Below are 26,604 nucleotides of genomic sequence, written 5' to 3' on the forward strand. Positions count from 1 at the left end.
CCCCCGCCTGCGCGGGGGCGACGCTTATCTGGAGAACCGCGCCGCCAGTTCCACATGGGTCGACCAGCGGAACTGGCCGACGGGTTGTACCCAGTCGAGCCGATAGCCGCCCGCGACGAGCAGCTTCGCGTCGCGGGCGAAGCTCGCCGGATTGCAGCTGACATAGGCAATCACCGGAGTCGATGCGGCGGCAAGCTGCTTCACCTGCTCCTCGGCGCCGGCGCGCGGCGGGTCGAGGATCACGGCGCCGAAGCGGTCGAGTTCGGCAGGCACCAGCGGCCGCCGGAACAGGTCGCGATGCTCGGTCGCGACGAGCGCCCGCGCGCGGTTTGCAGCGCCGGTCAGCGCCGCGACCGCATCGCGCGCGCCCTCGGCGGCATAGACTTTCCGTCCCGCCTGCACTGATAGCGCGAAGGTGCCCACGCCCGCGAACAGATCGGCCACCGCAGGCGCATCGCCGATTGCCTCGCGCACCGCGCCGAGCAGAGCCGCTTCGCCCGCAGTCGTCGCTTGCAGAAAGGCAAAGGGCGGTACTTCCACGGCAATGTCGCCGAAGCACACCGTCGGCGGTTCGGGTTGCCACAGGATTTCGAGCCCATCGCCCTGATCGATGGCGAAGCGCGCGAGCGCATGGGCGCCGGCAAAATCCTGCAGCGCCATCGCGGCATCGAGCCCCTCGGCCTTCACGCCTTCGAGGATGAGTTCGACGCCCTGATCGATCCGTTGCAGCTTGACCTTCACCGGGCGCCGCTGCGGCGCGATAAGCCCGAGCAGATTGCGGATCGGGGCGATCAGCGCGAACAGTTCGGGCGCGAGCAACGGACATTCGCGCATGTCGATGATCTGATTGCTCTGCGCGGCGTTGAAGCCGATCGCGACCTGCTTGCCCGCCTTGATCGCAGTCAGGACCGCCCGGCGGCGGCTATGCGGCGGCGACAGATGCGCAAGACGGACATCGCCCGCCGTCACCTGCTGACCGGCGAGCGCCCCGGCAACGCGCTCGCGCACGAAATCCGCAAGCGCCGCCTCGCTGACATGCTGGAGCTGGCAGCCGCCGCATTTGCCGAAGTGCCGGCAGACAGGAACCGCGCGGTTCGGCCCGGCGACGAGCGTTCCGTCGGCCGCCACATGGTCGCCGGGAACCCCGCCCGCGACATGGCGACCGTCGGCGGTTACGCCATCACCGCGCGCGGCGATGCGGACAATCAGGTCGGTTTCGGTCACGGGTACAGCTTTCGTCAGAACGGCGCGGCGACGAGATCGTCGGCAACAAGGCCGGCGCCTATACGCCGCGCCTGCACAATATGCCAGCCGACGGCCGCGACCGCGGCATCGAAGGGGTCGCCGCCGCGCGCCAGCATCGCCCCGCACGCCCCCGCCAGGACATCGCCGGTCCCCGCGGTCGCGAGCCAGGGGCTGCCGGGCCAAGCCGCGCATATCCGCCCATCGGGCGCAGCGACCACCGTGTCGGCGCCCTTGTAGATCACCACGGAATGCGCCTGCGCCGCTGCGGCGCGCGCACGGTCGATCTTGCTGCCGGTCGCCTCCGGAAAGGCGCGCGCGAACTCGCCCGCGTGCGGCGTCAGGATCACGCGTGTGTCTCCGCCTTCGAGATGGGGCAGCGCGGCCGGGATCGCCGCCGCATCGAGCACCAGCGGCGTCCGGCTCGCCAACGCGGCGGCCAATCGCGCATCGAGCGCATCGCCGGCAGGAAAGCCGGGTCCGATGACGAACGCGCCGACACGCGGATCGCCGAGCCGTTTGGCAAAGGCGTCGCCCTCCTCGACGATGATCGCCGACAGCGGCGCCGGGCGATCGCCTTCGAGCACGACATAGCCCGCCCCGGCGCGCAGCGCCGCCGCCGCACTCAGCGCCGCCGCGCCCTGCATCGGCCCCGACGCGATCAGGACCATGCCGCGGCTATATTTATGCGCGTCCGCAGAGGGCACCGCGCCCGGCGGCGCAGGCAGGGTCTGCATATGGCGATCCGCCGCTATCCCGATCGGCGCCAGCAGACAGCGCCCACAGGCGGGCGCTGTCGGCAACAGCACATGCGCGGGTTTGAGCGCGCCGAGCGCTAGCGTCACGTCAGCAGCGAACGGCGGCAACCAGTCGGCATCGCCGTCGCTCGCCACCCCGCTCGGCACATCGACCGCCAATATCCGCCGCCCGGAAAAGCGCCGCAGCATCGCCGACAGATCATCGGCCAGCGGCCGCGTCAGCCCGACGCCGAACAGCGCATCGACGATCAATGGCGCCGAAGCGATATTGTCGGTCAGGCTTTCGACGGGCCCGTCCCAGGCATCGCGCGCCGCCTTGGCAAGATCGGTGGCCGGAGGCGCGAGCGCAGCCACGCGCACCGCGGCACCGCGGGCCTTGAGCCGGCGCGCCGCGACATAGCCATCGCCGCCATTGTTGCCCGGACCGCACAGGATCAGGATCGGCGCGCCTGCCGCCATGCGCCAGGCAAGTTCGGCGACTGCAGCGCCCGCGCGCTCCATCAGTTCTCCAAGCGACACGCCCGCGCGCGCCGTCGCCGCCTCGGCCTCACGCATCGCGGCGGCGGTCAGGATCGGTGCATCGGCGGGAACGGACATGCCCTTTCCTACCATGCGAGCGGGAAAAGTCGCGTTACTTCGCGCCGCCGGTGTTGGCGGGCAGCCGGTAGCGGTCGGGGCCGACCGCAACCTCGATCATCCCGTCGCCGATCACCGTCACTTTCGCCGGATCGACGCCATCGGCCGAAACGACCCCGCGGCCATCGGTCGTCACCTGCAGGCGGCGATAACCGCTGTCGCTGCGCCCGACGATCAGGATCGTGCCGTCGGCGCTGCTCATTTCGGCAATGGTGCAGGTGCGGTCGAACAGCTTGGCGCCGCCAAGCGCGCAGTCGATCCGTCCGCTGATCGCGGCGTCCTTCGCCCCCTGCGCTTCGGCCTCTGCCAGCGCGCCATTGTCGGGACCGGCATTGCAGCCCGCCAGAACGAGCAGCAGCCCTGCCCCCGCGATCGATTTCATCCCTTGCCCTTCAACTGCGACAGGTCGCGCACAGCGCCGCGCGCCGCACTCGTCGTCATCGCAGCATAGGCCTGAAGTGCTACCGAAACCTTGCGCGGGCGCGGCTTTTCGGGTTGCCAGGCAGCCTCGCCTTTCGCCTCCATCGCGGCGCGGCGCGCCGCCAGTTCGGCATTGGGGACCGCCAGCGTGATCGTGCGGCTCGGGATGTCGATCTCGATCCTGTCGCCATTTTCGACCAGCCCGATCGTGCCGCCTTCGGCCGCCTCGGGCGACACGTGGCCGATCGACAGCCCCGACGTTCCGCCGGAAAAGCGCCCGTCGGTGATCAGTGCGCAGGCGGCGCCCAGCCCCTTCGATTTGAGGTAGCTCGTGGGATAGAGCATTTCCTGCATCCCCGGCCCGCCCTTGGGCCCCTCGTAGCGGATGACGACGACATCGCCCGCCTCGACCTGTCCGGTCAAAATGCCCGCCACCGCCGCATCCTGGCTTTCATAGACCTTCGCCGGGCCGGCAAACTTCAGGATCTTGTCGTCGACCCCGGCGGTCTTCACGATGCAGCCGTCGAGCGCGAGATTGCCCGACAGCACGGCGAGGCCGCCATCCTTGCTGAACGCGTGCGTTGCCGAGCGGATCACGCCATTTTCGCGGTCGAGGTCGAGCGAATCCCAGCGCCGGTCCTGACTGAACGCCGTCTGCGTCGGCACGCCGCCGGGCGCGGCGAGGTAGAAGGTCTGCACCGCCGGATCATTGGTGCGCGCAATGTCCCATTTGTTGAGCGCGTCGCCCAGCGTCGCGCTGTGCACCGTCGGCAGATGCGCGTGGAGCAGCCCCGCGCGTTCGAGCTCGCCAAGGATCGCCATGATCCCGCCCGCGCGGTGAACATCCTCCATATGGACGTCGCTCTTCGCTGGCGCGACTTTCGACAGGCACGGCACGCGGCGCGACAGCCGATCGATATCGTCCATCGTGAAATCGACCTCCGCCTCATGCGCGGCGGCAAGCAGGTGGAGTACGGTGTTTGTCGATCCGCCCATCGCGATGTCGAGGCTCATCGCATTTTCGAACGCCTCGAAACTCGCGATGCTGCGCGGCAATACACGCTCGTCCCCTTCCTCATAATAGCGGCGGCACATGTCGACGATCATTGCGCCGGCGCGCAGGAACAGCGCCTTGCGGTCGGCATGCGTCGCGAGCTGCGATCCATTGCCGGGGAGCGACAGGCCCAGCGCTTCGGTGAGGCAGTTCATCGAATTGGCGGTAAACATGCCCGAACAGCTGCCGCAGGTCGGACAGGCGGACCGTTCGACCGCCGCAACCTCCTCGTCGCTATAGGCTTCGTCGGCTGCGACGACCATCGCATCGACGAGGTCGAGCGCGACCTCCTTGCCCTTCAGCACCACCTTGCCGGCTTCCATCGGCCCGCCCGACACGAACACCACTGGAATATTGATCCGCAGCGCCGCCATCAGCATCCCCGGCGTGATCTTGTCGCAGTTGGAGATGCAGATCATCGCGTCGGCGCAGTGCGCGTTGACCATATATTCGACGCTGTCGGCGATCAGGTCGCGGCTCGGCAGCGAATAGAGCATGCCATCATGCCCCATCGCGATGCCGTCATCGACCGCGATGGTGTTAAATTCCTTGGCAACACCGCCCGCCGCTTCGATCTCGCGCGCGACCATCTGCCCCAGATCCTTGAGGTGGACGTGGCCCGGCACGAACTGGGTGAAGCTGTTGACCACTGCGATGATCGGCTTGCCGAAGTCGCTGTCCTTCATTCCCGTGGCGCGCCACAGGCCGCGCGCGCCCGCCATGTTGCGGCCGTGGGTGGTGGTTCGCGAACGATAAGAAGGCATTTTAGCGTCTTTCTGATAATTTTATTTCATAAAATAGCGACAGAAGGCGCCTCTACACGCCTAGCGCGGTAGAATCAAACCCAGTTTCCGGCACATATTGGACAGCCGCTGCGCCCAGAGCGCATGCCCCGCCGGATCGCCGACCAGGTCCTGCCGCATCTCGATCCCGACATAGGGGATGCCATTCGCCTCGGCGTGGCGGTTCATCGTCGCGTTGAGCAGCTTACCCGAATAGGGAAGCTGGTCGCCGACAATCAGCCCCTCGTCGCCGAGCGCCGCAATCGCCCCCAGCGCCAACCGCGCGTCCTCGTTATAGAGAACGCCGACATGCCACGGCCGCGCCTGCGCCGGATCGCTGGCGAGCGTGGGGGTGAAGCTGTGCAGCGACAGGATCATCGCGGGCCGATGCGCGGCGATCACCGCCGCGATATGATCGTGATAGGGCCGGAAAAAGCGCGCAATCCGTGCCTCGCGTCCGGCATGATCGAGCGTGTTGCCGGGGATCGCATGGCCGTCGCTGGCGATCGGCACCGCGCCCGGCGCGTCCTCGTCGCGATTGCAGTCGACGACCAGCCGCGACACGCCGCCCAGGATCGCCGCGTCGACCGCGCCGTTCCGGACGAGCAACGCCGCGACCTCCGCAACGCCGATGTCGATCGCGATATGCTGCGACAGCAGCGCGGGGTCGATGCCGAGGTCGATGTCGGGCGGCACGGCCGCCGACGCATGATCGCCGATCAACAGCACCCCGCCGGCGCGCGGCGTGCCCAATTGTTGCCACGCCTCGCTCATCGCAGCGCCCCCGCCATCTGCCACCAGCCGGGATGGCGTACAGCCAGCGCCGTGGCCGCGGCATCACGTTCGGCGGGCGCGTCGAACAGCGCGAAACAGGTCGCCCCCGATCCCGACATGCGCGCAAGCCACGGGCCCAGCCCGCCAAGCTCGGTCAATATGTCGGCTATCGCCGGGCATTGCGCGATCGCCGGGCGCTGCAAATCATTGCGCGCCGCAAACAATTGCGCGCGCAGGTCGGCGCCGGTGAACAGCGGGCCGCGATCGGTGCCGTCCCAGGCCGCGAACACCGGCCCGGTCGCGACGGGTGCGCGCGGATTGACCAGCAGCACCGGAGTCCCGCCCAGCGCCAGTTCGGGCACCGGGCTCAATTCGGCGCCGGTCCCGACGCCAAGGCAGGTCGCACTGGCGACGCAGGCGGCGATATCGGCGCCAAGCGTACCGACGAGCCGCACCAGCGCGGCTTCGCCGACATCGGGCAGGAAATGCGCCCGCACCAACCGCGCCATCGCCGCCGCATCGGCCGACCCGCCACCGATCCCCGCCGCAACGGGCAATGTCTTGGTCAGGCGGACGGCAAGCGGCGGCACGCGAGCCGCGCCATAGCGATCGCGCAGCAAGGCGAGCACGCGCAGCACCAGATTGTCGGCGCCGGCGCTCAGCCCGTCGCCGAACGGTCCGTCGATAGTCAGTTCATCGGCGTCCGACACCGCCGCCGCAATCGCATCGCCGCCGTCGACGAACGCGAACAATGTCTCGATCTCGTGATAGCCGTCGGGGCGCCGCGCCCGGACGTGCAGCGCGAGGTTGATCTTTGCCCAGCCGGTTTCGTGGAACAGGGTCATAGCGCGATCAGGGCGCGGTCGTTTGCGGCGTCAGCCCGCCTTCGAGCTTTGCCGCGACGCGCGCCGCCATATCCTCTTCGGCCAGCAGCGCCGCGGCGCGCCACGTATAGCGCGCGCGGAAACGTTGCCCCGCCTTCCAATAGGCGTCGCCCAGATGCTCGACGATCACGGCATTTTCGGGCTCGCCCTGCTGCGCCTGTTCGAGCAGTTCGACGGCCTTGTCGGTGCGTCCGGTCAGGAAATAGGCCCAGCCGAGCGAGTCGGTTATGCTCGCATTCTGCGGCTCGGCCTTCCATGCCGTCTCGATCTGACCCAGCGCACGATCGACATCGATCCGCCGTTCGAGCGCGGAATAGCCGACGAAATTCAGGATCGTCGCGTCGTTCGGACGCAGCGCGAGCGCGCGTTGCATCAGCGGCGCCGCACCGTCCCAATCCTTCGCCTGCAGCCGCAGTTCGGCGCGCGCCACAAGCAGCGTTGCGCGTAGCGGTGCGCTGTCGGCGCCATCGCCGAGCGCGGCTTCGAGCCGCGTATAGGCCCGCTCTGCCGCCGCGGCATCGTCGCTCTGCCGCGCCAGATCGGCGAACCGGACGAGCAGGCTGCGCGGCGCATCGCCCGCGACGGCGTCCTCGGCCATCTTCACCGCCGCAGCATGATCACCCTCCTCTGCCGTCAGTTCGGCAAGGCGCATCCGCAATACCGGCGGCAGGGGTCCGCGAAGACCGGCAAGAAAGGCAGCGCCGTCGGCGGCGCGGTCGCTGCGCGCCAAGGCGTCGGCAAGCGCGCTGCGCGCGGTCCAGTCCTGATCGTTGAGCCAGGTCGCGGCGCGCGCGAAGGTCAGCGGCAGGCGCGCATTGCTCTTGGGCAACCGCGCGAGCGTATCGGCGACGAGCGCCAGCCAGTGGCCGGCGCCGGCACGCGGGTTGGTGACCGCCTGTTCGGGCAGCAAGAGCAGAGGATCCTCGCGCTCACCCGCCGCCAAGGCGATACGCGACCGCAGCGTCCCCGCCGCATCCTTCTGCCGCGCAGCATCGAGACTGGCGACGAGGCGCAGCGCGACGAGCTGGCTCAGCCTGTCCGTCGGCGTTGTTTCCAAGGCAGCGGCCACGGCAGCATCGCTTTGTCCGGCCGCAAGCTGAACCAGCGCCGCTTCGAGCGCATAGGCGGGTTCGGGGCGCCCGCGCGTCGCGGCGGCCACCAGCGCGCGTTCGGGCTGGCGCGCGCGCTGCCCGGCATCGACCCACGCGCTCAGCGCCGGATCGATCAGGCGCGATATCGCATCGGCGCCCGACTTGTCGTCCTGCGCCGTCCCCAGATAGGCACGCGCACCCTTCCAGTCGCTGCGCCGCATCGCGTCGACGACGAGCACGAGCCGCGCGTCGAACCGCTGATCGCCGCTCGCCCACAGCGCTGCAGCCGCACTGCGCGCTGCGATGAGGTCGCCGGCGTCGATCGCCCGCTCGAGCATTTCGGCGCGCAAGCCCGGCAGATCGGGCGCCTGGCTTGCGAGCGATTGCAGCGCAGCCAGCGCCTCGGCGGGATTGCCCGCTTCCTCGGCAAGCCGGGCCCGGACGAGCGCGGCGAGCGCTGCCTGATCGGGCTCGACCGCCGCCATCGCAGCGGGCGCCGCAGCCACCATCAGGGTAGCCGCCAGCGGCGCGAGAATCGATCGGCGAGCGAACTTACATATTGGGATAATTGGGGCCTCCGCCGCCTTCGGGGGTGACCCAGTTGATATTCTGGGTCGGATCCTTGATGTCGCACGTCTTGCAATGCACGCAATTCTGCGCGTTGATGACGAAGCGCGGTTCGCCCTCGTCCTGCCCGACAACCTCATAGACGCCGGCCGGACAATAACGCTGCGCCGGTTCGTCATACATCGGCAGATTATATTCGATCGGGATCGTCGGATCCTTGAGCTGCAGGTGGATCGGCTGATCTTCCTCATGGTTGGTGTTCGACAGGAACACCGAGGACAACCGGTCAAAAGTCAGCACCCCGTCGGGCTTCGGATATTCGGGCTTGGGCATCATGTCGGCGCGATAGAGCGTCGTGTTGTCGGGGTGATGCTTCATCGTGAACGGCATGCGGATGCCGAAGCTTTCCAGCCACATGGTCATCCCCGACAGGATCGTCCCCGCCAGATCGCCGAACTTTTCGACCAGCGGCAGCACGTTGCGGACGACACCCAGTTCCTTCTTCACCCAGCTGTCGTCATAGGCGTCCTGATAGGCGGTCAGCGTATCGCCCGACCGACCGGCATTGACCGCAGCGAAAGCCGCTTCGGCCGCCATCATCCCCGACTTCATCGAGGTGTGCGTGCCCTTGATGCGCGGCACGTTGAGGAAGCCGGCGCTGTCGCCGATCAGCGCGCCGCCCGGAAAGGCGAGCTTCGGCACCGACTGGTAGCCGCCGTCGCTGATCGCGCGCGCGCCGTAAGAGATGCGCTTGCCGCCCTTCAAAATCTTCGCGATTTCGGGGTGCGTCTTCCACTTCTGCATCTCCTGAAAGGGGGAGATGTGCGGGTTGCGATAGTTCAGCCAGGTCACGAACCCCAGCGCCACCTGCCCGTTCGCCTGATGATAGAGGAAACCGCCGCCATTGGCGTTGGCGTCGAGCGGCCAGCCCTGCGTGTGGATGACGCGGCCGGGGGCATGACTTGCGGGATCGATGTCCCACAATTCCTTGATGCCGATGCCATAGACCTGCGGCTCGCAATCTGCGTCGAGTGCGAATTGCGGCTTCAGCATCTTGGTCAGGTGGCCACGCACGCCCTCGGCAAAGAAGGTATATTTCGCATGGAGCTCAAGCCCCGGCGCATAGTCGGGCTTGTGGCTGCCGTCGCGCGCGATGCCCATGTCGCCGGTGGCGACGCCCTTCACCGACCCATCGTCGTTATACAAGATTTCCGCGGCGGCAAAGCCGGGGAAGATTTCGACGCCCAGCCCTTCGGCCTGTTCGGCGAGCCAGCGGCAGAGATTGCCGAGGCTGCCCGTATAGGTGCCCTTGTTGTGCATGAAGCCGGGCGTAATCAGATGCGGGACGGAGATTTTCTTCTTCTTCGTCAGCACCCAATGCTGATTGTCGTTCACCGGCACCTCGGCGAGCGGACAGCCCTGGTCGCGCCAGTCGGGAAGCAGCTCGTCGAGCGATTTGGGATCGATCACCGCTCCCGACAGGATATGCGCACCGACTTCGGATCCCTTTTCGAGCACGCAGACCGAGAGCTCGCTGCCCGCTTCGTTCGCGAGTTGCTTCAGGCGGATCGCCGCCGAAAGGCCCGCCGGCCCTGCCCCGACGATCACCACGTCATAAGGCATCGATTCCCGTTCGCTCACCTCAAAGCCCTTTCTGCCGTCCCCGCCGCGATCATTCATCGTAAGCGGCGCTCATTCTGTCACGATTTGCGATGCCTTCCAATTGACGCGCGCGTCAACCTCCTGTTTCAACATTTTCATGGGTGGGCGGAATTCAGCCTTGCTGGCGGAAAGCTATTGCGACTGGTGGTCGCTGGCCGGCGTCGATGCACTGGTCGGCGAGGTGCCGGCCGGTTGGCTCGACGTGCCTGTCGCTAATGACGCTGCGGCACCGCGGCGAAGCCCCCTCCTTGCCGAGCCCGAGGTCGCATCGCTGCCCGCCGCGCTCCAGCGCGTCGAAGCGCCTCAAAATGTCGAACCCAAGGGGCCGGTCGCCTTGCCGGGCGAATGGGACGAATTTCAGCTTTGGCTCGCCGAGCACCCCGACGTGCCGGGCAGCCAGTGGGACGCGCGCCGCGTGCTGCCGCAGGGAACGCAGGATTCGGCGCTGATGGTCCTCGCCGCCTGGCCCGAGGTCGACGATCAGCGTGACGGGACGCTATTTACAGGACCGGCGGGTCCGTTGCTGGACGCGATGCTGCGCGCGATCGGCCTGACGCGCGGCGACTGTTATATCGCCAGCCTCGCAGTGACGCGCCCGGCGGGCGGCCGCTGCGACCAAAGCGACGCGGCGGAGCTCGGCCGACTGCTGCGGCACCATGTCGCGCTGGCGCGGCCGCAGCGGCTGTTGCTCGTCGGCAGCGACATGCTGCGCATTGCGACGGGACGCCCGCTCGCCGATGTGCGCGGAAAGTTACTCGATATTAACCATGATGGCGGCAAAGTGGAGGCGGTGGCAATCGCGCATCCCGCGATGCTCCTCGCCCGGCCAGCGCACAAGGCGGCGGCCTGGGATAGCCTGAAACTGCTCAACCGGGGACGTTGACAGATGACGAAAGCGAAATGGGCGCTCGGCGCCTCGATCCTTATTTTCCTTGCGGCCGGAACCGTCCCGGCGATGGCCGCCGACGCGCCCGATCGCGATTTCTCGGCCCCGTCGCAAACGGTGCCCGAAATCCTGTCGGCAAAGCAGAAGCAATTCTACACGCAGGTACTGACCGCCATTCGCGGGCAGCGCTGGGCCGATGCAAAATCGATGCTCGACGGCGCCGACAACGGCCCGCTCAACGATTTCCTGCGCGCCGAATTGCTGCTCGCGGCAAACAGCCCGCGCGCCGAAGTGTCGGACCTGATGCCGGTTCTCGCACGATCGCCCGAACTGCCGCAGGCCGACCGTCTCGCAAGCCTTGCCGCGAAGCGCGGCGCCACCGACGTCCCGGTCCTGCCCAACCAGAATCGCTTGAGCTGGTCGGGCAGCGCCCCGCGCCGGCTCGGCGCCGACAGCGTGGGCGGCGATCCGGTCGCCGCCGGGCTGGCCCGCACCATCCCAGATCGCATCAAGAACGACGATCCCGGCGGCGCCGAGGCGCTCTATGCAGCGGTCGCCGACAAGCTGACGCCCGAGGCGCGCGACGAATGGCGGCAGAAGATTGCCTGGTCCTATTATATCGAGAATGACGACGCCAATGCGCTTCGCCTTGCGACGGAATGCAGCGCGAGCCAAGGCGCATGGCCGGTTCAGGGCGCGTGGGTGCAAGGCCTCGCTTCATGGCGCCTGCGCGACTATCGCACCGCGCTCGTCGCTTTCGACCGCGTCGCCAAGGAAGCCCCCGACAGCGAGCAGCGCGCCGCCGCTTATTATTGGGCCTCACGCGCGGCGATCGCATCGGGCGAGCCGCAGCTTGTCGAGCCCCGCCTCCGTGCCGCCGCGAGCAACGAGGAAACCTTCTACGGCCTTCTCGCCGCCGAAACGCTGGGCGTGGAAACCAATATCCAGCGCGAGAATGTCCGCGCCGACCGCAGCGCCTTCCGCGCGCTCGAAGAACTGCCCAATGTCCGCGCCGCCGTCGCGATGGCCGAGATTGGTGAGGACGGCTACGCCGACACGCTGCTGCGCCAGCAGGCGCGCATCGGCGATCCGCGCCAGCACGAACAGCTTATTGCCATGGCGCAGGCGCTCAGCCTGCCCGAAACCCAGCTTTATCTGGCCCACAACACGCCGCAGGGCCGCAAGCTCGCCGCCGCGACGCGCTATCCGCAGCCGCGGTGGGAGCCCAATGGCGGTTGGAAGGTCGATCCGGCGCTGGTCTTTGCCCACACGCTGCAGGAATCGCGATTCCAGCGCACGGTGGTCAGCCCGGCGGGCGCCTATGGCTTGATGCAGGTGCGTCCCGGCACCGCCAAGGATCTGGCGCGGTGGCGCGGCGAAAGCGTCAATCCCGCCGACCTGCGCATCCCCGCGGTGAACATGGATTTCGGCCAGAGCTATCTGCAATATCTCAGCAAGGATTCCTCGACCGGCGGCCTGCTGCCCAAGGTGATCGCGGCTTATAATGCCGGCCCCGCGCCGGTCGCGCGCTGGTCGACCGAAGTGCGCGACAATGGCGATCCGCTGCTGTTCATGGAATCGATCCCCTATTGGGAGACGCGCGCCTATGTCGGCATCGTGCTGCGCAATTACTGGATGTACGAAGCCGAACAGGGCAAGCCGTCGGTCAGCCGCGCCGCGCTTGCGCAGGGCAAATGGCCGCGCTTTCCCGACAGCAAGGATCGGGTACGGCTGACCTACGCCGGTCCCGCCGGCCTCGCCAATGCCGATTGATCCCGCGCGCCCGTTCAAGCCCGTTCGCATCGCCATCCTGACGATTTCGGACAGCCGCAGCACCGACGACGATACATCGGGCGACAAGCTCGTCGAACTGCTGACCGGCGCGGGGCACGAGCTTGCGGCGCGCGCGATCATTCGCGACGAAACCGATCTTATCGTATCGCGGCTGCACAACTGGATCGATGACCCCGCGGTCGATGTCGTCATCACCACCGGCGGCACGGGCCTGACCGGCCGCGACGTGACGCCCGAGGCGCTGCACCGGCTCGACGGCAAGGATATTCCCGGCTTCGGCGAACTGTTCCGCTGGATCAGCTTTCAAAAGATCGGCACCTCGACGATCCAGTCGCGCGCCTGCGCCGTCGTCGCGCGCGGCACCTATATCTTTGCGCTGCCGGGGTCGACGGGCGCCGTCACCGACGCCTGGGAGGGGATTTTGGAAAGCCAGCTCGACAGTCGGCACCGCCCCTGCAACTTCGTCGACCTGATCCCACGATTGATGGAATAGCGGAAATGTCGCCGCCGGCTTCCCGCGGGCGACGATATTTGTTCTTTATATGTTCTCAACATTCCACTAGATTACGGCAGTGGAATCGATCCGTCCTCTTCCCCCGATTTCGGGCCGCGGCGCCCCGACCAACCTCCGCCCTACGCGGACCGGATCGCTCGACCGCGCAGCCGACGGCGACTGGCTCGACACGGCCGAAGACATCGACGGCGCCGCGCCGGCGCTGCGCACGACCGTCACCGTCGAACATCCCAAGACGATCATCGCGCGGAACAACTCGCCAGACATCGGTTTCGACCGTTCGATCAATCCGTATCGCGGCTGCGAACATGGCTGCATCTATTGCTTCGCGCGCCCCACCCACGCCTTCCACGACCTGTCGCCGGGGCTCGATTTCGAAAGCCGGCTCTTTGCCAAGCCCGATGCCGCCGCCTTGCTCCGCAAGGAACTGGCCAAGCGCAGCTATGTGCCCGCCCCACTCGCCATCGGCACCAACACCGACGGCTATCAGCCGATCGAGCGCGAATGGGGCGTGACGCGTGCGGTTATCGAGGTGCTGGCCGAAACGCGGCATCCGCTGATCGTCACGACGAAGTCCGATCGCATCCTTCGCGACATCGATCTGCTCGCCGACATGGCGCGCGACAATCTGGTCGGGGTCGCGATTTCGGTCACGACGCTCGACCCAACAGTCGCCCGAACGTTGGAGCCGCGCGCGCCGCATCCACAGCGGCGGCTCGCGGCGATCCGCAAGCTGATCGACGCGGGCGTCCCGACGCAGGTCAATATCTCTCCGATCATTCCCGCTGTTACCGATCACGAGATAGAGGCGATCATGGATGCAGCGGCAGCGGCCGGCGCTATCCGCGCCTCCTATATCCTGCTCCGCCTGCCGCACGAGGTCGCTCCGCTGTTCCGTGCCTGGCTCGACGCCCATTATCCCGATCGCGCCGCCAAGGTGATGCACATGGTGCAGGACATTCGCGGCGGCCGCGACAATGACCCCGAGTATTTTTCCCGCATGAAAGGGCGAGGCGTTTGGGCGCAGCTCATCCGCACCCGTGTCAAGCGCGCCGCGCGCGAACATGGCATGGACCGCAGCTTCCCGCCGCTCCGCAGCGACCTGTTCCGCCGACCTGAACGCGATGGCCAGATGGAGTTGTTCTGAGGGGTTCGTCGCCCCCGCGAAGGCGGGGGCCGCTAGCATCATGGAACTGCGCGTGACGAGAAGCGCCCATGTCTATGTCATGACCAACAAACCGATGGGCATTCTGTACATCGGCGTCACCGACAATCTGCCAGCGCGAATTACCGCCCACCGCTCCGGGACAGGATCGGAGTTCTGCAGGAAATGGCAGTTGAAGCGACTAGTCTATGTCGAACCATTTGACCGTATCGACGAAGCCATTGCCCGCGAAAAGGCGTTGAAGAAATGGAACCGGCTATGGAAACTGCGACTGGTCTGCGAAGCCAATCCGGAATGGGCGGACCTGTTTGAAACCATCAGCGGTTGAGCAAGGCCGACAGCGGCCCCCGCCTGCGCGGGGGCGACGACTTGTCTATCTTGTGAACCTCATCACGCCTCCGCCAACGACCTCAGCTTGTAATCCTTGTAATCGTCGCGAATCTGGCGCTTCAGGATCTTCCCCGTCGCGGTGTGCGGCAATTCGTCGACGAAGACGATCTCGTCGGGCAGCCACCATTTCGCGACCTTGTCCTTCAGATAATCGAGGATGCTCGCTTCGGTCGCCTCGGCGCCGGGTTTCCGGACGATCAGCAGGATCGGTCGCTCGTCCCATTTGGGATGGAATACGCCGACCGCAGCCGCCTCCTGAACGCCGGGCGCGCCCACTGCGGCATTTTCGAGCTCGATCGACGAAATCCACTCGCCGCCCGACTTGATGACATCCTTCGCCCGGTCGGTGATTTGCATGACGCCGTCGGGATGGATCACCGACACGTCGCCGGTGTCGAACCAGCCGTCACCGTCGGCGGCATCGGCGTCGGCCTTGAAATAGCGCTGGATGATCCATGGTCCGCGGCATTGCAGCCGCCCGCTCGTCACCCCATCGCGCGGCAGGACATTTTCCTCCTCGTCGACGATACGCAGTTCGACGCCAAAGGGCGGGCAGCCCTGACGGCAGACGATATCGACGCGTTCGTCGAAGCTCATTTCGTCCCAGTTCCACGGCCGCTTGCCCATCGTTCCGATCGGCGAGGTTTCGGTCATGCCCCATGCGTGGCCGACGTCGATCCCGGCCTTCATGAAGCGCTCGATCATCGCGCGCGGCGCCGCCGACCCGCCGATTATGACGCGGTAAAGCTTGCCATAGTCGATCCCGGTCGCATCCATATGCGCGAACATCGCGAGCCAAACCGTCGGAACCCCGGCGCTGTGCGTCACCCCTTCGGCGTGCATCAGTTCGCAGAGCACCTGCGCATCGTTGGTCGCTGAAAACACGAGCTTCGCCCCCACCGTCGCGGCCGCGAAGGGAATGCCCCAGCTGTTGGCATGAAACATCGGCACGATCGGCAGGATGACGCTGCGGTTCGACATGTCGAACACGTCGGGCTGAATCTCGGTGATCGCGTGGATGACGTTCGAGCGATGCTCATAGAGCACGCCCTTGGGATTGCCCGTCGTTCCGCTGGTATAACAAAGGCCCACCGGATCGCGCTCGTCGAGGTCGACCCATTCGAAGCTGCCGTCTTCGGCTTCGATCAGATCCTTGTAGGACAGATAGCCGTCGCGCGCCGGCGCATCGAACAGCACAAAATGCTCGACGGTGGGAAGCTGATCGCGCAGCCGTTCGACGATCGGCAGAAAGGCCGCGTCGAAGAAGAGAATGCGGTCCTCGGCGTGGTTGACGATATAGACAAGCTGTTCGTCGAACAGCCGTGGATTCACCGTGTGCAGCACCCCGCCCATGCCGGCGGTCCCGTACCAGCTCACCAGATGATGGCCATGGTTCATCGCGAGCGTCGCGATGCGGTCGCCCTTCGTCATCCCCAGCCGCGTCATGGCGGCGGCGAAGCGGCGGGCATCCTTGCCGACCTCGCCCCAGCTCGACCGCGTCATGCTGCCGTCGGCCCAGCGCGAGACGATTTCGCGTGCGCCATGTTCGCGCGCCGCATGATCGATCAGGCTTGTAACGAGCAGCGGCTGGCCCTGCATTCCCATATGCGTCTCTCCCGTGTCTTTCGTCAGGGATAGGGCCGGAAATGCGCGGCGCGCAAGAGGGGGCGGGCCTAGCGGACGCGAAAATCGCGCGGCGGAACCAGCGAAAGCGCCACATCGGTTACGCCTGCAACCATTTGGAGCCGCGAGACGGTGTCTGGGCCGAGCGCGAAGCCGCGTCCCAGCTCGATCCGGATGTCCTCGCCCGTCAGCGGATCGGTCGTCGCTACGATCACCCGCCCGCGCGCATCCTCGCGCCGTTCGAGATAGCGGAGCATCTCGCCCGGCGCCTCGGACAGTTCGACCCGGCAGTCGAGTTGCAGCGCCGCACTCGCCGCAATGTCGGCGAGCGACTGCGCCCCGCGCACCGTCACGCGCGGCGTTTCCTCACCCTCCAGCAGATCGAGCTCGACGTTGAGCAGGGCGCAGCCACCGTCGGCCGCCAAGGCCTCCAATATCTTGCCCGCCTGTTCGTCGAAGCAGCTCGACTGAAATTGTCCGCTGCGGTCCGACAGTGTCAGATTGAGGAAGCGGTTGCCGCGCTGCGACACGCGCGGGCGCGCGCTTTCGACCATCGCCGCCATCACCATCGGGATCCGTGTTCCGGGCGTCATTTCGACCGTTTCGCAGATATCGCCATAGGTCCGCGCGCCGCGCGCCGCGATCACCGCCTCATATTGTTCGACCGGATGTGCCGAGAAATAAAAGCCGAACGCGTCCTTCTCCTTCGCCATCCGCTCGGCAAGCGTCCAGGGTTCGGCGGCGGACAGCTGGAGTACCGGCGCGATCGCGACATCGCCGCCGAACAGCCCGCCCTGCCCCGTCGAGCGTTCGTGCGCCGAACTATTGGCGCAGGCCAACAGCGCCTCGGCCCCGGCGAAGGCACGCGGGCGGTCGGGCTCGACGCAGTCGAACGCGCCGCCGCCCGCCAGCGCCTCGATCTGGCGGCGGTTGAGCAGCTTGGGATCGATGCGCGCGGCAAAATCGTCGAGACTCGCAAAATCGCCCTTGGCTTGACGCTCGGCGACTAGAGCCTCCATCGCCTTTTCGCCAACGCCTTTGAGCGCGCCGAGTGCGTAGCGAACCGCCAGCCCGTCTTCACTGCGCCCGACCGAAAAATCGGCCTCGCTGTCGTTGATCGACGGCGGCGCGATCGCGATGTCGAGGCGGCGCATATCGTCGATGAAGATCGACAATTTATCGGTCTGGTGGCTGTCGAACGACATCGACGCGGCAAAGAATTCGTGCGGATAATGCGCCTTCAGCCACGCCGTCTGATAGGAAAGCAGCGCGTAGGCCGCAGCATGGCTCTTGTTGAAGCCATAGCCTGCGAATTTGTCGATCAAGTCGAACAGCTCGTTCGCGGCCTTGGCGTCGATGCCATTATGCTCGCCGCAGCCTTTGACGAACGTGTCGCGCTGCGCGTCCATCTCCGCCTGGACCTTCTTGCCCATCGCGCGGCGCAACAGGTCTGCGCCGCCGAGACTGTAGCCGGCGAGGATCTGCGCCGCCTGCATCACCTGCTCCTGATAGACGAAGATGCCATAGGTTTCGGCGAGGATGCCTTCGAGCAGCGGGTGCGGATAGGCGATCGGCTCGCGCCCGTTCTTGCGCGCGCCGAACAGGGGAATATTGTCCATCGGCCCCGGCCGATACAGCGCGACGAGCGCGATAATGTCCCCAAAATTGGTCGGCTTCACCGCCGACAGGGTGCGCCGCATCCCTTCGGATTCCAGCTGGAACACCCCGACGGTGTCGCCGCGCTGGAGCAGCTCATAGACCGCGGGATCGTCCCAGCCGAGCGTGTCGAGATCGACATCGATCCCGCGCAGCGCGAGCAGGCGCCGCGCTTCCTTGAGCACCGACAGCGTCTTGAGGCCAAGAAAGTCGAACTTCACCAGCCCCGCCGTCTCGACATATTTCATGTCGAACTGCGTGACCGGCATATCCGAGCGCGGATCGCGATAGAGCGGGACGAGCTGGTCGAGCGGCCGGTCCCCGATCACGACCCCAGCCGCGTGGGTCGAACTGTGTCGCGGCAGGCCTTCGAGCTGGCGCGCCATGTCGAACAGGCGGCGCACCCCGTCATCCTGCTTATATTCGGTCATCAGCTCGCTGACGCCATTCAATGCGCGCTCGAGCGTCCAAGGATCGGTCGGATGGTTCGGTACCAGCTTCGCCAGCCGGTCGACCTGACCATAGCTCATCTGGAGCACGCGGCCGGTGTCCTTCAGCACCGCGCGCGCCTTCAGCTTACCGAAGGTGATGATCTGCGCGACGGTGTCGCGGCCATATTTCTCCTGCACATAACGGATCACCTCGCCGCGGCGGGTTTCGCAGAAGTCGATGTCGAAGTCGGGCATCGACACGCGCTCGGGATTGAGGAAGCGTTCGAACAGCAGCCCGAGTTTCAAGGGATCGAGGTCGGTGATGGTCAGCGACCAGGCGACGAGGCTGCCCGCACCCGATCCACGCCCCGGCCCCACCGGAATATCGTGCGCCTTCGCCCATTTGATGAAGTCGGCAACGATCAGGAAGTAGCCGGGAAAGCCCATCTGCGTGATGACGTCGACCTCGAAGTCGAGCCGCTCGACATAGGCCTGCCGTTCTTCCTCGCTAAGGTCCGGATAGAGCGCCAGCCGTTCGGCCAAGCCCGCGTGGGCGTCGGCCTTTAGCTGCGCCGCCTCGCCCTCGCGGTCGCCCGCAAGGCTCGGCAAGATCGGTTTGCGCTTCGGCGCCATGAAGGCGCAGCGCTGCGCGATGACCAGCGTGTTGCGGATCGCTTCGGGCAGGTCGGAGAAACTGTCCTCCATCGCCTCGGCCGATTTCAACCAGGCTTCGGGGTTGGAAGCGCGGCGATCCTCGCTTTCGACATAGGCCGACTGCGCAATGCACAGCATCGCATCATGCGCGGGGTGGAACTGCGGATCGACGAAATTGGCGGGATTGGTCGCGACCAGCGGCAGCGCGCGGGCATAGGCCAATTCGATGAGCGCTGCCTCGGCGGCCTTTTCGGTTGCATCGCCCCGCCGCGATAGCTCAACATACAGCCGCCCGGCAAACAGCGCCTCCAACTGCTCGACATACTCGTCGGCGGCCGCCTTCTGCTCGCCGGCCAGCAAGCGCGCGAGAGCGCCCTCGCCGCCCCCGGTCAGGCAGATCAGCCCGTCGGTCTTGCCGGCAAGGTCCGACAGCAGCACATGCGGCTCCTGCTCGACGGGTCGGCCGAGATGCGCCGCCGACACCAGCGCGCACAGATTGTTGTAGCCCGCATCGTCCTGCGCATAGAGCGCGATCCAGTCGATCAGCGGCGCGCCGCTCGCCAGCCGCTGCCCCGGCCGCGCCACGCTGAGCAGAGCACCGACGATCGGCTGGATGCCCGCCGCCTTGCACGCATCTCCAAAGGCCATGACGCCGTACAGCCCATTGCGATCCGCGACCGCAATCGCCGGAAAACCCCGCTCACGCGCCGCTTTCGCGATCGCCTTGGGCTCGATCGCCCCCTCCAGCATGGTGAAACTGGAAAAGACGCGCAGGGGAACAAAGGGGCTATAGGCCATTTGATTACGCTAACGTGACGATGGCGATTCGACCATGGCCATAATCGTCGCCCCCGCGAAGGCGGGGGCCGTTGGAGGTTTGATTCAGCGTCGCTGCGTAAACCGATAGCGCCCCCCGCCTTTGCGGGGGCGACGATTATGCTAGCAATTCCTCATTCTCTTTGCGCAACTGCTCGGGCTTCGTCGTCGGCGCGTGGCGCGAGACGACCTTGCCGTCGCGGTCGACAAAAGCGCCTCACCGTTCCATGATTATTCTTTCGTCAGGCCCATCGCTTTTAAATCCAGCCCAAGCTCATCGATAGAAGGCAGCGGCGGGGCGTCGATCCTGACCAGCGCATCGAGAAAATCACGGAACCCCGCATAGATCGGTGTGACGGCCCGCGACGACAGAACCTCGTCATGCAACCAGACGGACACACCATGATCGCGCCGGTCGATCAAGAGCATGTTCCCACCTCCAATCTCCGCAAAGGCGACGGCCCATTCCGGCAACTGGCAAGAAAGTTGCTCATTGCGTCTCACGATTCCGTGGTCGCCGTTAAGAGGACCATAGATTAGATCCAATCCAATCCGGCCGGCCTCATTAGAAAAAATGCAATGCGGCGCCAGGAATTCCACTTGCTGATCGAAGATTATCGCTGCTCCGAATTGCTCGAACAAATCTCTAAGCTCCGTCGGCAATAGCAACTTCAGGGCGCTCTCGATGCTGTCCAGATCCAACACAACATCTTCTGCCCTATGGAGCGGCCTTGCTTCGAAAGAAGCATCGAATTGAAAGCGCATCGGCTTCCTATCCCCTACCCCAGCAATTCCTCAATTTCTTTGCGTAACTGCTCCGGCTTGGTCGTCGGCGCGTGGCGCGAGACGACCTTGCCGTCGCGGTCGACGAGGAATTTGGTGAAGTTCCACTTGATCCCGCTACCGAGCAGCCCGGTCTTTTCCTTCTTCAGATGCTTGAAGATCGGATCGGCGTCGTCGCCGTTGACATCGATCTTCGCCATCAGCGGGAAGCTGACATCATAGGTCAGCGAGCAGAAATTCTTGATTTCTTCCGCGTCGCCGGGCTCCTGCGCGCCGAACTGGTTGCATGGGAAGGCCAGAACCTCGAACCCGCGATCCTTGTAATCGCGGTAGAGCTCCTCCAGCCCTTCATATTGCGGGGTGAAGCCGCATTTGGACGCGGTGTTGACGATCAGCAGCACCTTGCCCTTGTAGTCGGCCATCGCTTGCGATCCGCCGCCCGGCAGTTTCGCTGAGAAATCGTAGAGCCCCATTCGCCTTCTCCTCACTTCGTCCCCACCCGCTTGCGGGAGGGGCAGTGAGAGTTGCGAGCTTGCTCGCTACTCGCAACGGGGTGGGCTGAACCAAATCGTCACCGGCCCACCCCGCTGCGACTAGGTTCGGCTATACCGAACCAAGTCTCGCTGCCCCTCCCGCAAGCGGGCGGGGTAAAAAACCTACGCCTCGATCTGTCCTTCGTGCAAGCGCCACACGCGATCCATCCGCGCCGCCAGCCGTTCGTTATGCGTCGCAACCAGTGCGGCAGAACCATGATCGCGGACGAGTTTGACGAACTGGTCGAACACGCGGTCCGCCGTCGCTTCGTCGAGATTGCCGGTGGGTTCGTCGGCGAGCACGAGCAGCGGCCGGTTCGCCAGCGCGCGCGCCACCGCGACGCGCTGTTGCTCGCCGCCCGACAGCTTGCTCGGCTTGTGGTGCAGACGCTCGGCGAGCCCCAGCCGCCCAAGCAGGTCGGCAGCGCGCTCTTCGGCTTCTGCCTGGCGCGCGCCGCGAATGAGCTGCGGCAGCACGACATTCTCGACCGCGCTGAAATCGGGGAGCAGATGGTGGAATTGATAGACGAAGCCGATCTTCTCGCGCCGCGTGGTTGTCCGCGCGCCCTGATCGAAGCGCGTCACATCCTCGCCATCGATGCGGATTGTGCCTTCGAAACCGCCTTCGAGCAGACCGACCGCCTGCAGCATCGTCGACTTGCCCGATCCCGACGGGCCGAGCAGCGCGACGATCTCGCCGCGCCTCAGCGCCGCATCGATGCCGCGCAGCACATGGATGGTAACGTCGCCCTGCGTAAAGCTGCGCTTCAGGTCGACAAGTTCCAGGACGACATCATTCATAGCGCAGCACCTGCACGGGATCGGTATTTGCGGCCTTGAGCGCCGGATAGAGCGTTGCAAGGAAGCTGAAGACGATCGCCATCACCGCAATGCCGAGGATTTCGAACGGATCGGGCTTCGACGGCAATTCGGTCAGAAAGCGGATCGACGGATCCCACAGTGGCTGCCCGGTGAGGAACTCCGCCCCGCGCAGCACGCCGGCGCGGAAGTAGAGCAGGCTGAAGCCGATGATCATGCCGACAATGGTTCCCGCGACGCCGATCGACAGGCCGATCGCCATGAAGATGCGCATCACTGCATCGCGCGGCGCGCCCATGGTGCGCAGGATCGCCATGTCGCGCGTCTTGGCGCGGACGAGCATGATGAGCGAAGAGATGATGTTGAAGGCGGCAACGAGCACGATCAGCGACAGGATCACGAACATCGCGACGCGCTCGACCGACAGCGCCTCGAACAAGCTGCTGTTCATCGATCGCCAGTCCGAAATCACCGCTTGCGCGGCGACCTTTTCGGCCAGCGGCTGCAATATCTCGCCGACCTTGTCGGGATCGGTCGTCTTGATCTCGATCATCCCGACCTGATCGCCGGTGAGCAGCAGCAGTTGGGCATTCTCCATCGGCATCACGACATAGGCCTTGTCGAAATCATAGACGCCGATCTCGAAGATCGCCGACACGCGATAGGCAATTTCGCGCGGCACGGTTCCGAACGGCGTCGACCGGCCTGCGGGGTTGATGATCGTGATCATCGACCCGACTGTCGCGCCCAGATTGCGCGCCAATTCGCTGCCGATGGCGACATTGTCCGTCCCCGGCGTCAGCGAATCGAGATTGCCCTGCAACACCTTGCCGTTGAGCACGCCGTTGCCGCGAATGTCGGCAACGGTCATCCCGCGCACCAGCACCCCCTCGACCCGCCCGTTGAAGGTGGTGAGCAAGGGTTGCTCGATCAGCGGGGTCGCCGACACCACGCCCGGCGTCGCCTTCACCTCCTTGAGCAGATCGCGCCAGTCGTCGAGACGGCCGCCAAAGCCCTGCACCACCGCATGCCCGTTCAACCCGACGATCTTGTCGAACAGGTCGGAGCGGACGCCGTTCATCACGCTCATCACGATAACCAGCGCCGCGACCCCCAGCATCACCGCGGTAAAGCTGAACGCCGCCGCGACGAAGATGAAGCCTTCGCCGCGTTGCGGAAGCAGATAGCGTTTGAAGATGGCGCGTTCGTAAGGACGCAGGATCATCGGGCGGACGCCCCTTCAGGCGCGGTGCGCGTTGCGGTCATGCCGCCGCTTTAGGGGGCGTCCGGGCCGCTGGCAATGGCCACCGTGGGGCGCAATTCGCTGCGAACGATTCGCAGAATATGTTGCCGAACGGCCACAGGGCGGTGCAAAAGCGCCGCAGCCTGTCGACGAATGGGTGACAAAGCCCGGCGCGGCGCATAGCCCAATGGCTTCTGGTTCAACGCGGCGCAAGGCCCGGTTCCAGGGAGTGCAGGCCGGTCGCCTGGCCTGTGCACAAGGGGGATGGCGACGTTCGTCACAGGCGCCCGGGTCTCGGATGAGGCCCGGGCGTTGTGATTCCCGGCCATCATGATTCCGAACGCTCGCGCCGCCCTCACTTCCGCCCGAAAAGCTTCTCCACATCGTCCATTGCCAGCTTCACCCAGGTTGGACGGCCGTGGTTGCACTGGCCGGAATGGGGCGTCACTTCCATCTGGCGGAGCAAGGCGTTCATTTCGGCGACGTTAAGCGGACGCCCGGCGCGCACCGACCCATGGCAGGCCATCGTCGCCGCCACGAGTTCGAGTCGTTCGGACAGACCCAGCGCGGCGTCATAGCCCGCGAGATCGTCGGCGATATCGGTGACGAGCTTGTGGCAGTCGATCGCACCCAGCATCGCGGGTGTCGCGCGCACCATCACCGCCGCGGGACCGAAGCGCTCGATCTCGACTCCCAGCGCGGAAAGCTGCGCCGCCGCCGCTTCGAGGCGGTCGCACGCCGGCTCGTCGATCTCGACGACCTCGGGCAGCAGCAAGCCCTGCGACGGCACCGCCTGCCCCGCCATGCCGCGGCGTAATTGTTCGAGCACCAGACGCTCATGCGCCGCATGCTGGTCGACGATGACCAGACCGTCCTCGGCCTCGGCGACGATATAGGTGTTGGCAATCTGTCCGCGTGCGATTCCGAGCGGATGGTCGGCGGCCACCGGCGGCGGCGCCTCGGCCACTTCGGCGCGGCCCGCGAGCGGCGCGGACGCGCCCGCAAAGGGCATCATCCGGTCATAGACGCGCGCCGCATCGGCGGGGGGCGGCGCGACGTCCGCGCCGAACAGATGCACCGCGGGTTCGCTGCGCTGGCCGAACAGAAAGCCGCTCGTCGGCGCTGGCGCTGCCGGCTCCTGCTGCCACGCCGCGAGCGCGGCTTCGGCAGGGCGCTGGATGCTGCGAAACCCCTGTTCGTCGAGCGCGCGGCGCAACCCGCCGACGATCATCCCGCGCACAAGCTGCGGATCGCGGAACCGCACTTCAGTCTTCGCCGGATGGACGTTCACATCGACCTCGCTCGTCGGCAGATCGAGGAAGAGCGCGACGACCGGATGGCGATCACGCGCGAGCAGATCGGCATAGGCGCCGCGCAATGCCCCGACGAGCAGCCGGTCCTTCACCGGACGGCCGTTGACAAACAGATATTGATGGTCGGCGATGCCGCGGTTGTAGGTGGGCAGGCTGATCACGCCGCCGAGCCGGACCTCGCCGCGCTCGACATCGACCCCGATGCTGTTTGCCGCCAGGTCGCGCTGGGTCAGTGCCGCGACACGGCTGAGACGATCCTGGCCGCCCTGCACGTCGAGCACGCGGCGCCCGTCATGCTCGACCGTAAAGCCCACGTCGGCACGCGCCATCGCCAGACGCTTCACGACATCGAGACAGGCGGCATATTCGCTGCGTGCGCTGCGCAGAAACTTGCGCCGGGCAGGCACGCGCGCGAACAGATCCTCGACCATCACCCGCGTGCCCTTGGCGAGCGCCGCCGGTCCTTCGGCGATGAGGCTGCCATTATCGATCACACGGCGCCACCCGTCCGCGCCGGCAACGCGGCTTTCGAGTGTCAGCCGCGCAACGCTGGCGATCGACGGCAAGGCTTCGCCGCGAAAGCCCATCGTCGTCACATCCTCGATCGCATCGGTCGGCAATTTCGACGTCGCATGGCGCTCGAGCGCGAGCGCCATGTCGGACGCGGTCATCCCGCACCCATCGTCGTCGACTTCCAGCCGCAGGATTCCGCCCTCGGCGATTCGCACCGCAACGCGAGTCGCCCCCGCATCGAGGGCGTTTTCGACCAGTTCCTTGAGCGCTGCGGCGGGTCTTTCGACCACTTCACCGGCTGCGATCCGATTTACTAGCTTTTCCGGCAGGCGGCGTATTGACATGGGGGCTGTCCTAGCGCAGTCGGACGCAAATCGCGACCCATCCGCTCAGCCCTGATCATTTTGTCCAGCCACCCCGTCCGGGAAGAGCCGGAATCTCCCCCTGATTGGTCCTGTGCCGGTAGGCGCGCGGGTTCACATTCGATGGCGGCAGGACCAGACCCACCCGGCTGGCAGGTGCCGATGACAGGAAGCAGTATCGATGTCCTTCTTTTCCCGTTTTCTGAAGTTCAATTCCCAAGACATGGCAATCGACCTCGGCACCGCGAACACGGTCGTTTACGTTCGCGGCAAGGGCATCGTGCTCAACGAGCCCTCGGTCGTCGCGGTCGAAACGCTGAACGGGATCAAGCGGGTCAAAGCGGTCGGCGACGATGCCAAGCTGATGATGGGCAAGACGCCCGACAGCATCGAGGCCATCCGCCCGCTGCGTGACGGGGTCATCGCCGACATCGATGTCGCCGAACAGATGATCAAGCACTTCATCACCAAGGTGCACGGCGGCAAGGCCAACGCGTTTCGCAGCCCCGAAATCGTGATTTGCGTACCGTCGGGTTCGACCAGCGTTGAACGCCGCGCGATCCGCGACGCCGCATCGAACGCCGGGGCAAGCCAGGTGTGGCTGATCGAAGAACCGATGGCGGCCGCAATCGGCGCCGACATGCCGGTTACCGAACCGATCGGGTCGATGGTCGTCGACATCGGCGGCGGCACGACCGAAGTCGCGGTGCTCTCGCTGCGCGGCCTCGCCTACACCACCTCGGTCCGCGCCGGCGGCGACAAGATGGACGAAGCGATCGTCTCCTACGTTCGCCGCCATCACAATCTGCTGATCGGCGAATCGACCGCCGAGCGGATCAAGAAGGATTTCGGCATCGCGCGCGTGCCCGCCGATGGCGTCGGTATGACGATCCACATCAAGGGCCGCGACCTCGTCAACGGCGTGCCGAAGGAAATCTCGATCAATCAGGCGCAGATCGCCGAAGCCCTGTCCGAACCGATCGGCACGATCGTCGAAGGCGTGCGCATCGCGCTCGAAAACACCGCCCCGGAACTCGCGGCCGACATCGTCGACCAGGGCATCGTGCTGACCGGCGGCGGCGCTTTGATCCGCGAACTCGACGAACTGCTGCGCGACGCAACCGGCCTGCCGGTGACGGTCGCGGAAGATCCGCTGACCTGCGTCGCGATCGGCACCGGCCGCGCGATGGAGGATCCCGCCTTCCGCGGCGTGCTGCAGCAAGCCTGATCGCGGACAGA

21 protein-coding genes are annotated in these 26,604 nt (G+C 66.0%); 6 read left to right on the forward strand and 15 right to left on the reverse strand.

The genetic code is table 11. The features are described 5' to 3' along the window. Positions 1–24: 24 nt before the first annotated feature. From EBMC1_RS08730 to EBMC1_RS08765, 8 genes are read right to left on the reverse strand one after another with little or no spacing between them, the layout of a single operon-like run. A complete protein-coding gene (locus EBMC1_RS08730) occupies positions 25–1,224 on the reverse strand; it encodes a class I SAM-dependent RNA methyltransferase (protein WP_003043709.1) in 1,200 nt (399 codons plus the stop codon). 14 nt (positions 1,225–1,238) lie between these two features. Further along, positions 1,239–2,597: an NAD(P)H-hydrate epimerase gene (locus EBMC1_RS08735; RefSeq protein ID WP_003043711.1), complete on the reverse strand. Its 1,359-nt coding sequence runs from the start codon at positions 2,595–2,597 to the stop codon at positions 1,239–1,241. 34 nt (positions 2,598–2,631) lie between these two features. After that, positions 2,632–3,018 (reverse strand): hypothetical protein, encoded by a 387-nt coding sequence (locus tag EBMC1_RS08740; protein WP_003043714.1) that lies wholly within the window; start codon positions 3,016–3,018, stop codon positions 2,632–2,634. Further along, positions 3,015–4,874 carry a dihydroxy-acid dehydratase gene (gene ilvD, locus EBMC1_RS08745; protein WP_003043716.1) on the reverse strand — a complete coding sequence of 620 codons (1,860 nt, stop codon included), beginning with the start codon at positions 4,872–4,874 and terminating at the stop codon, positions 3,015–3,017. The genes EBMC1_RS08740 and ilvD overlap by 4 nt, the downstream gene beginning before the upstream one ends. Positions 4,875–4,934: 60 nt before the next feature. Continuing rightward, complete coding sequence (locus EBMC1_RS08750) at positions 4,935–5,666, reverse strand: N-formylglutamate amidohydrolase (protein WP_003043717.1); 732 nt, start codon at positions 5,664–5,666, stop codon at positions 4,935–4,937. Further along, entirely contained in the window at positions 5,663–6,511 is an 849-nt protein-coding gene (locus EBMC1_RS08755) for a 4-(cytidine 5'-diphospho)-2-C-methyl-D-erythritol kinase (protein WP_003043719.1), read from the reverse strand. Before EBMC1_RS08755 ends, EBMC1_RS08750 begins: the two co-directional genes overlap by 4 nt. A gap of 7 nt (positions 6,512–6,518) precedes the next feature. After that, complete coding sequence (locus EBMC1_RS08760; RefSeq protein ID WP_003043721.1) at positions 6,519–8,150, reverse strand: tetratricopeptide repeat protein; 1,632 nt, start codon at positions 8,148–8,150, stop codon at positions 6,519–6,521. Positions 8,151–8,193: 43 nt separating this feature from the next. Further along, positions 8,194–9,849, reverse strand: coding sequence for an electron transfer flavoprotein-ubiquinone oxidoreductase (locus EBMC1_RS08765; RefSeq protein WP_003043723.1), 1,656 nt, complete (start codon positions 9,847–9,849; stop codon positions 8,194–8,196). A 118-nt stretch (positions 9,850–9,967) separates the two neighbouring features. Between EBMC1_RS08765 and EBMC1_RS08770 the strand changes: the two genes are divergently transcribed. The 5 genes from EBMC1_RS08770 (at position 9,968) to EBMC1_RS08790 (ending at position 14,557) form a co-directional block, all read left to right on the forward strand. Continuing rightward, the gene (locus tag EBMC1_RS08770; protein WP_040589960.1) at positions 9,968–10,753 is read left to right on the forward strand and encodes a uracil-DNA glycosylase family protein; all 786 of its coding nucleotides are present in this window, start codon (positions 9,968–9,970) and stop codon (positions 10,751–10,753) included. 3 nt (positions 10,754–10,756) lie between these two features. After that, complete coding sequence (locus EBMC1_RS08775; protein ID WP_003043726.1) at positions 10,757–12,529, forward strand: lytic transglycosylase domain-containing protein; 1,773 nt, start codon at positions 10,757–10,759, stop codon at positions 12,527–12,529. Then, positions 12,519–13,043 carry a molybdenum cofactor biosynthesis protein B gene (gene moaB / locus EBMC1_RS08780; RefSeq protein ID WP_003043727.1) on the forward strand — a complete coding sequence of 175 codons (525 nt, stop codon included), beginning with the start codon at positions 12,519–12,521 and terminating at the stop codon, positions 13,041–13,043. Before EBMC1_RS08775 ends, moaB begins: the two co-directional genes overlap by 11 nt. A 79-nt stretch (positions 13,044–13,122) precedes the next feature. Next, positions 13,123–14,211, forward strand: a complete 1,089-nt coding sequence (locus EBMC1_RS08785) for a PA0069 family radical SAM protein (protein WP_003043728.1) — start codon at positions 13,123–13,125, stop codon at positions 14,209–14,211. 40 nt (positions 14,212–14,251) lie between these two features. Further along, complete coding sequence (locus tag EBMC1_RS08790; RefSeq protein ID WP_003043729.1) at positions 14,252–14,557, forward strand: GIY-YIG nuclease family protein; 306 nt, start codon at positions 14,252–14,254, stop codon at positions 14,555–14,557. A 62-nt stretch (positions 14,558–14,619) separates the two neighbouring features. On the opposite strand, the gene EBMC1_RS08795 is transcribed toward EBMC1_RS08790, so the two are convergent. From EBMC1_RS08795 to mutL, 7 genes are all read right to left on the reverse strand, one after another. Then, positions 14,620–16,224, reverse strand: coding sequence for a long-chain fatty acid--CoA ligase (locus EBMC1_RS08795; protein ID WP_040589964.1), 1,605 nt, complete (start codon positions 16,222–16,224; stop codon positions 14,620–14,622). 68 nt (positions 16,225–16,292) lie between these two features. Further along, a complete protein-coding gene (gene dnaE / locus EBMC1_RS08800) occupies positions 16,293–19,781 on the reverse strand; it encodes a DNA polymerase III subunit alpha (RefSeq protein ID WP_003043731.1) in 3,489 nt (1,162 codons plus the stop codon). Between the two features lie 249 nt (positions 19,782–20,030). After that, on the reverse strand, positions 20,031–20,564 hold the full coding sequence (locus EBMC1_RS08805) for an SMI1/KNR4 family protein (protein WP_003043732.1): 534 nt from the start codon (positions 20,562–20,564) through the stop codon (positions 20,031–20,033). 14 nt (positions 20,565–20,578) lie between these two features. Further along, a complete protein-coding gene (locus EBMC1_RS08810) occupies positions 20,579–21,055 on the reverse strand; it encodes a glutathione peroxidase (RefSeq protein ID WP_003043734.1) in 477 nt (158 codons plus the stop codon). 183 nt (positions 21,056–21,238) lie between these two features. Continuing rightward, complete coding sequence (locus EBMC1_RS08815) at positions 21,239–21,916, reverse strand: ABC transporter ATP-binding protein (RefSeq protein WP_003043736.1); 678 nt, start codon at positions 21,914–21,916, stop codon at positions 21,239–21,241. After that, positions 21,909–23,159: a lipoprotein-releasing ABC transporter permease subunit gene (locus EBMC1_RS08820; RefSeq protein ID WP_003043740.1), complete on the reverse strand. Its 1,251-nt coding sequence runs from the start codon at positions 23,157–23,159 to the stop codon at positions 21,909–21,911. Before EBMC1_RS08820 ends, EBMC1_RS08815 begins: the two co-directional genes overlap by 8 nt. Before the next feature lie 373 nt (positions 23,160–23,532). Beyond that, the gene (gene mutL, locus EBMC1_RS08825; protein ID WP_040589966.1) at positions 23,533–25,347 is read right to left on the reverse strand and encodes a DNA mismatch repair endonuclease MutL; all 1,815 of its coding nucleotides are present in this window, start codon (positions 25,345–25,347) and stop codon (positions 23,533–23,535) included. Positions 25,348–25,546: 199 nt separating this feature from the next. Here mutL and EBMC1_RS08830 point away from each other — a divergent pair, with 199 nt between their 5' ends. Further along, the gene (locus tag EBMC1_RS08830; RefSeq protein WP_003043744.1) at positions 25,547–26,593 is read left to right on the forward strand and encodes a rod shape-determining protein; all 1,047 of its coding nucleotides are present in this window, start codon (positions 25,547–25,549) and stop codon (positions 26,591–26,593) included. Positions 26,594–26,604 lie beyond the last annotated feature (11 nt).

This window comes from Sphingopyxis sp. MC1 (assembly GCF_000371385.1).
Lineage (GTDB): Bacteria > Pseudomonadota > Alphaproteobacteria > Sphingomonadales > Sphingomonadaceae > Sphingopyxis > Sphingopyxis terrae.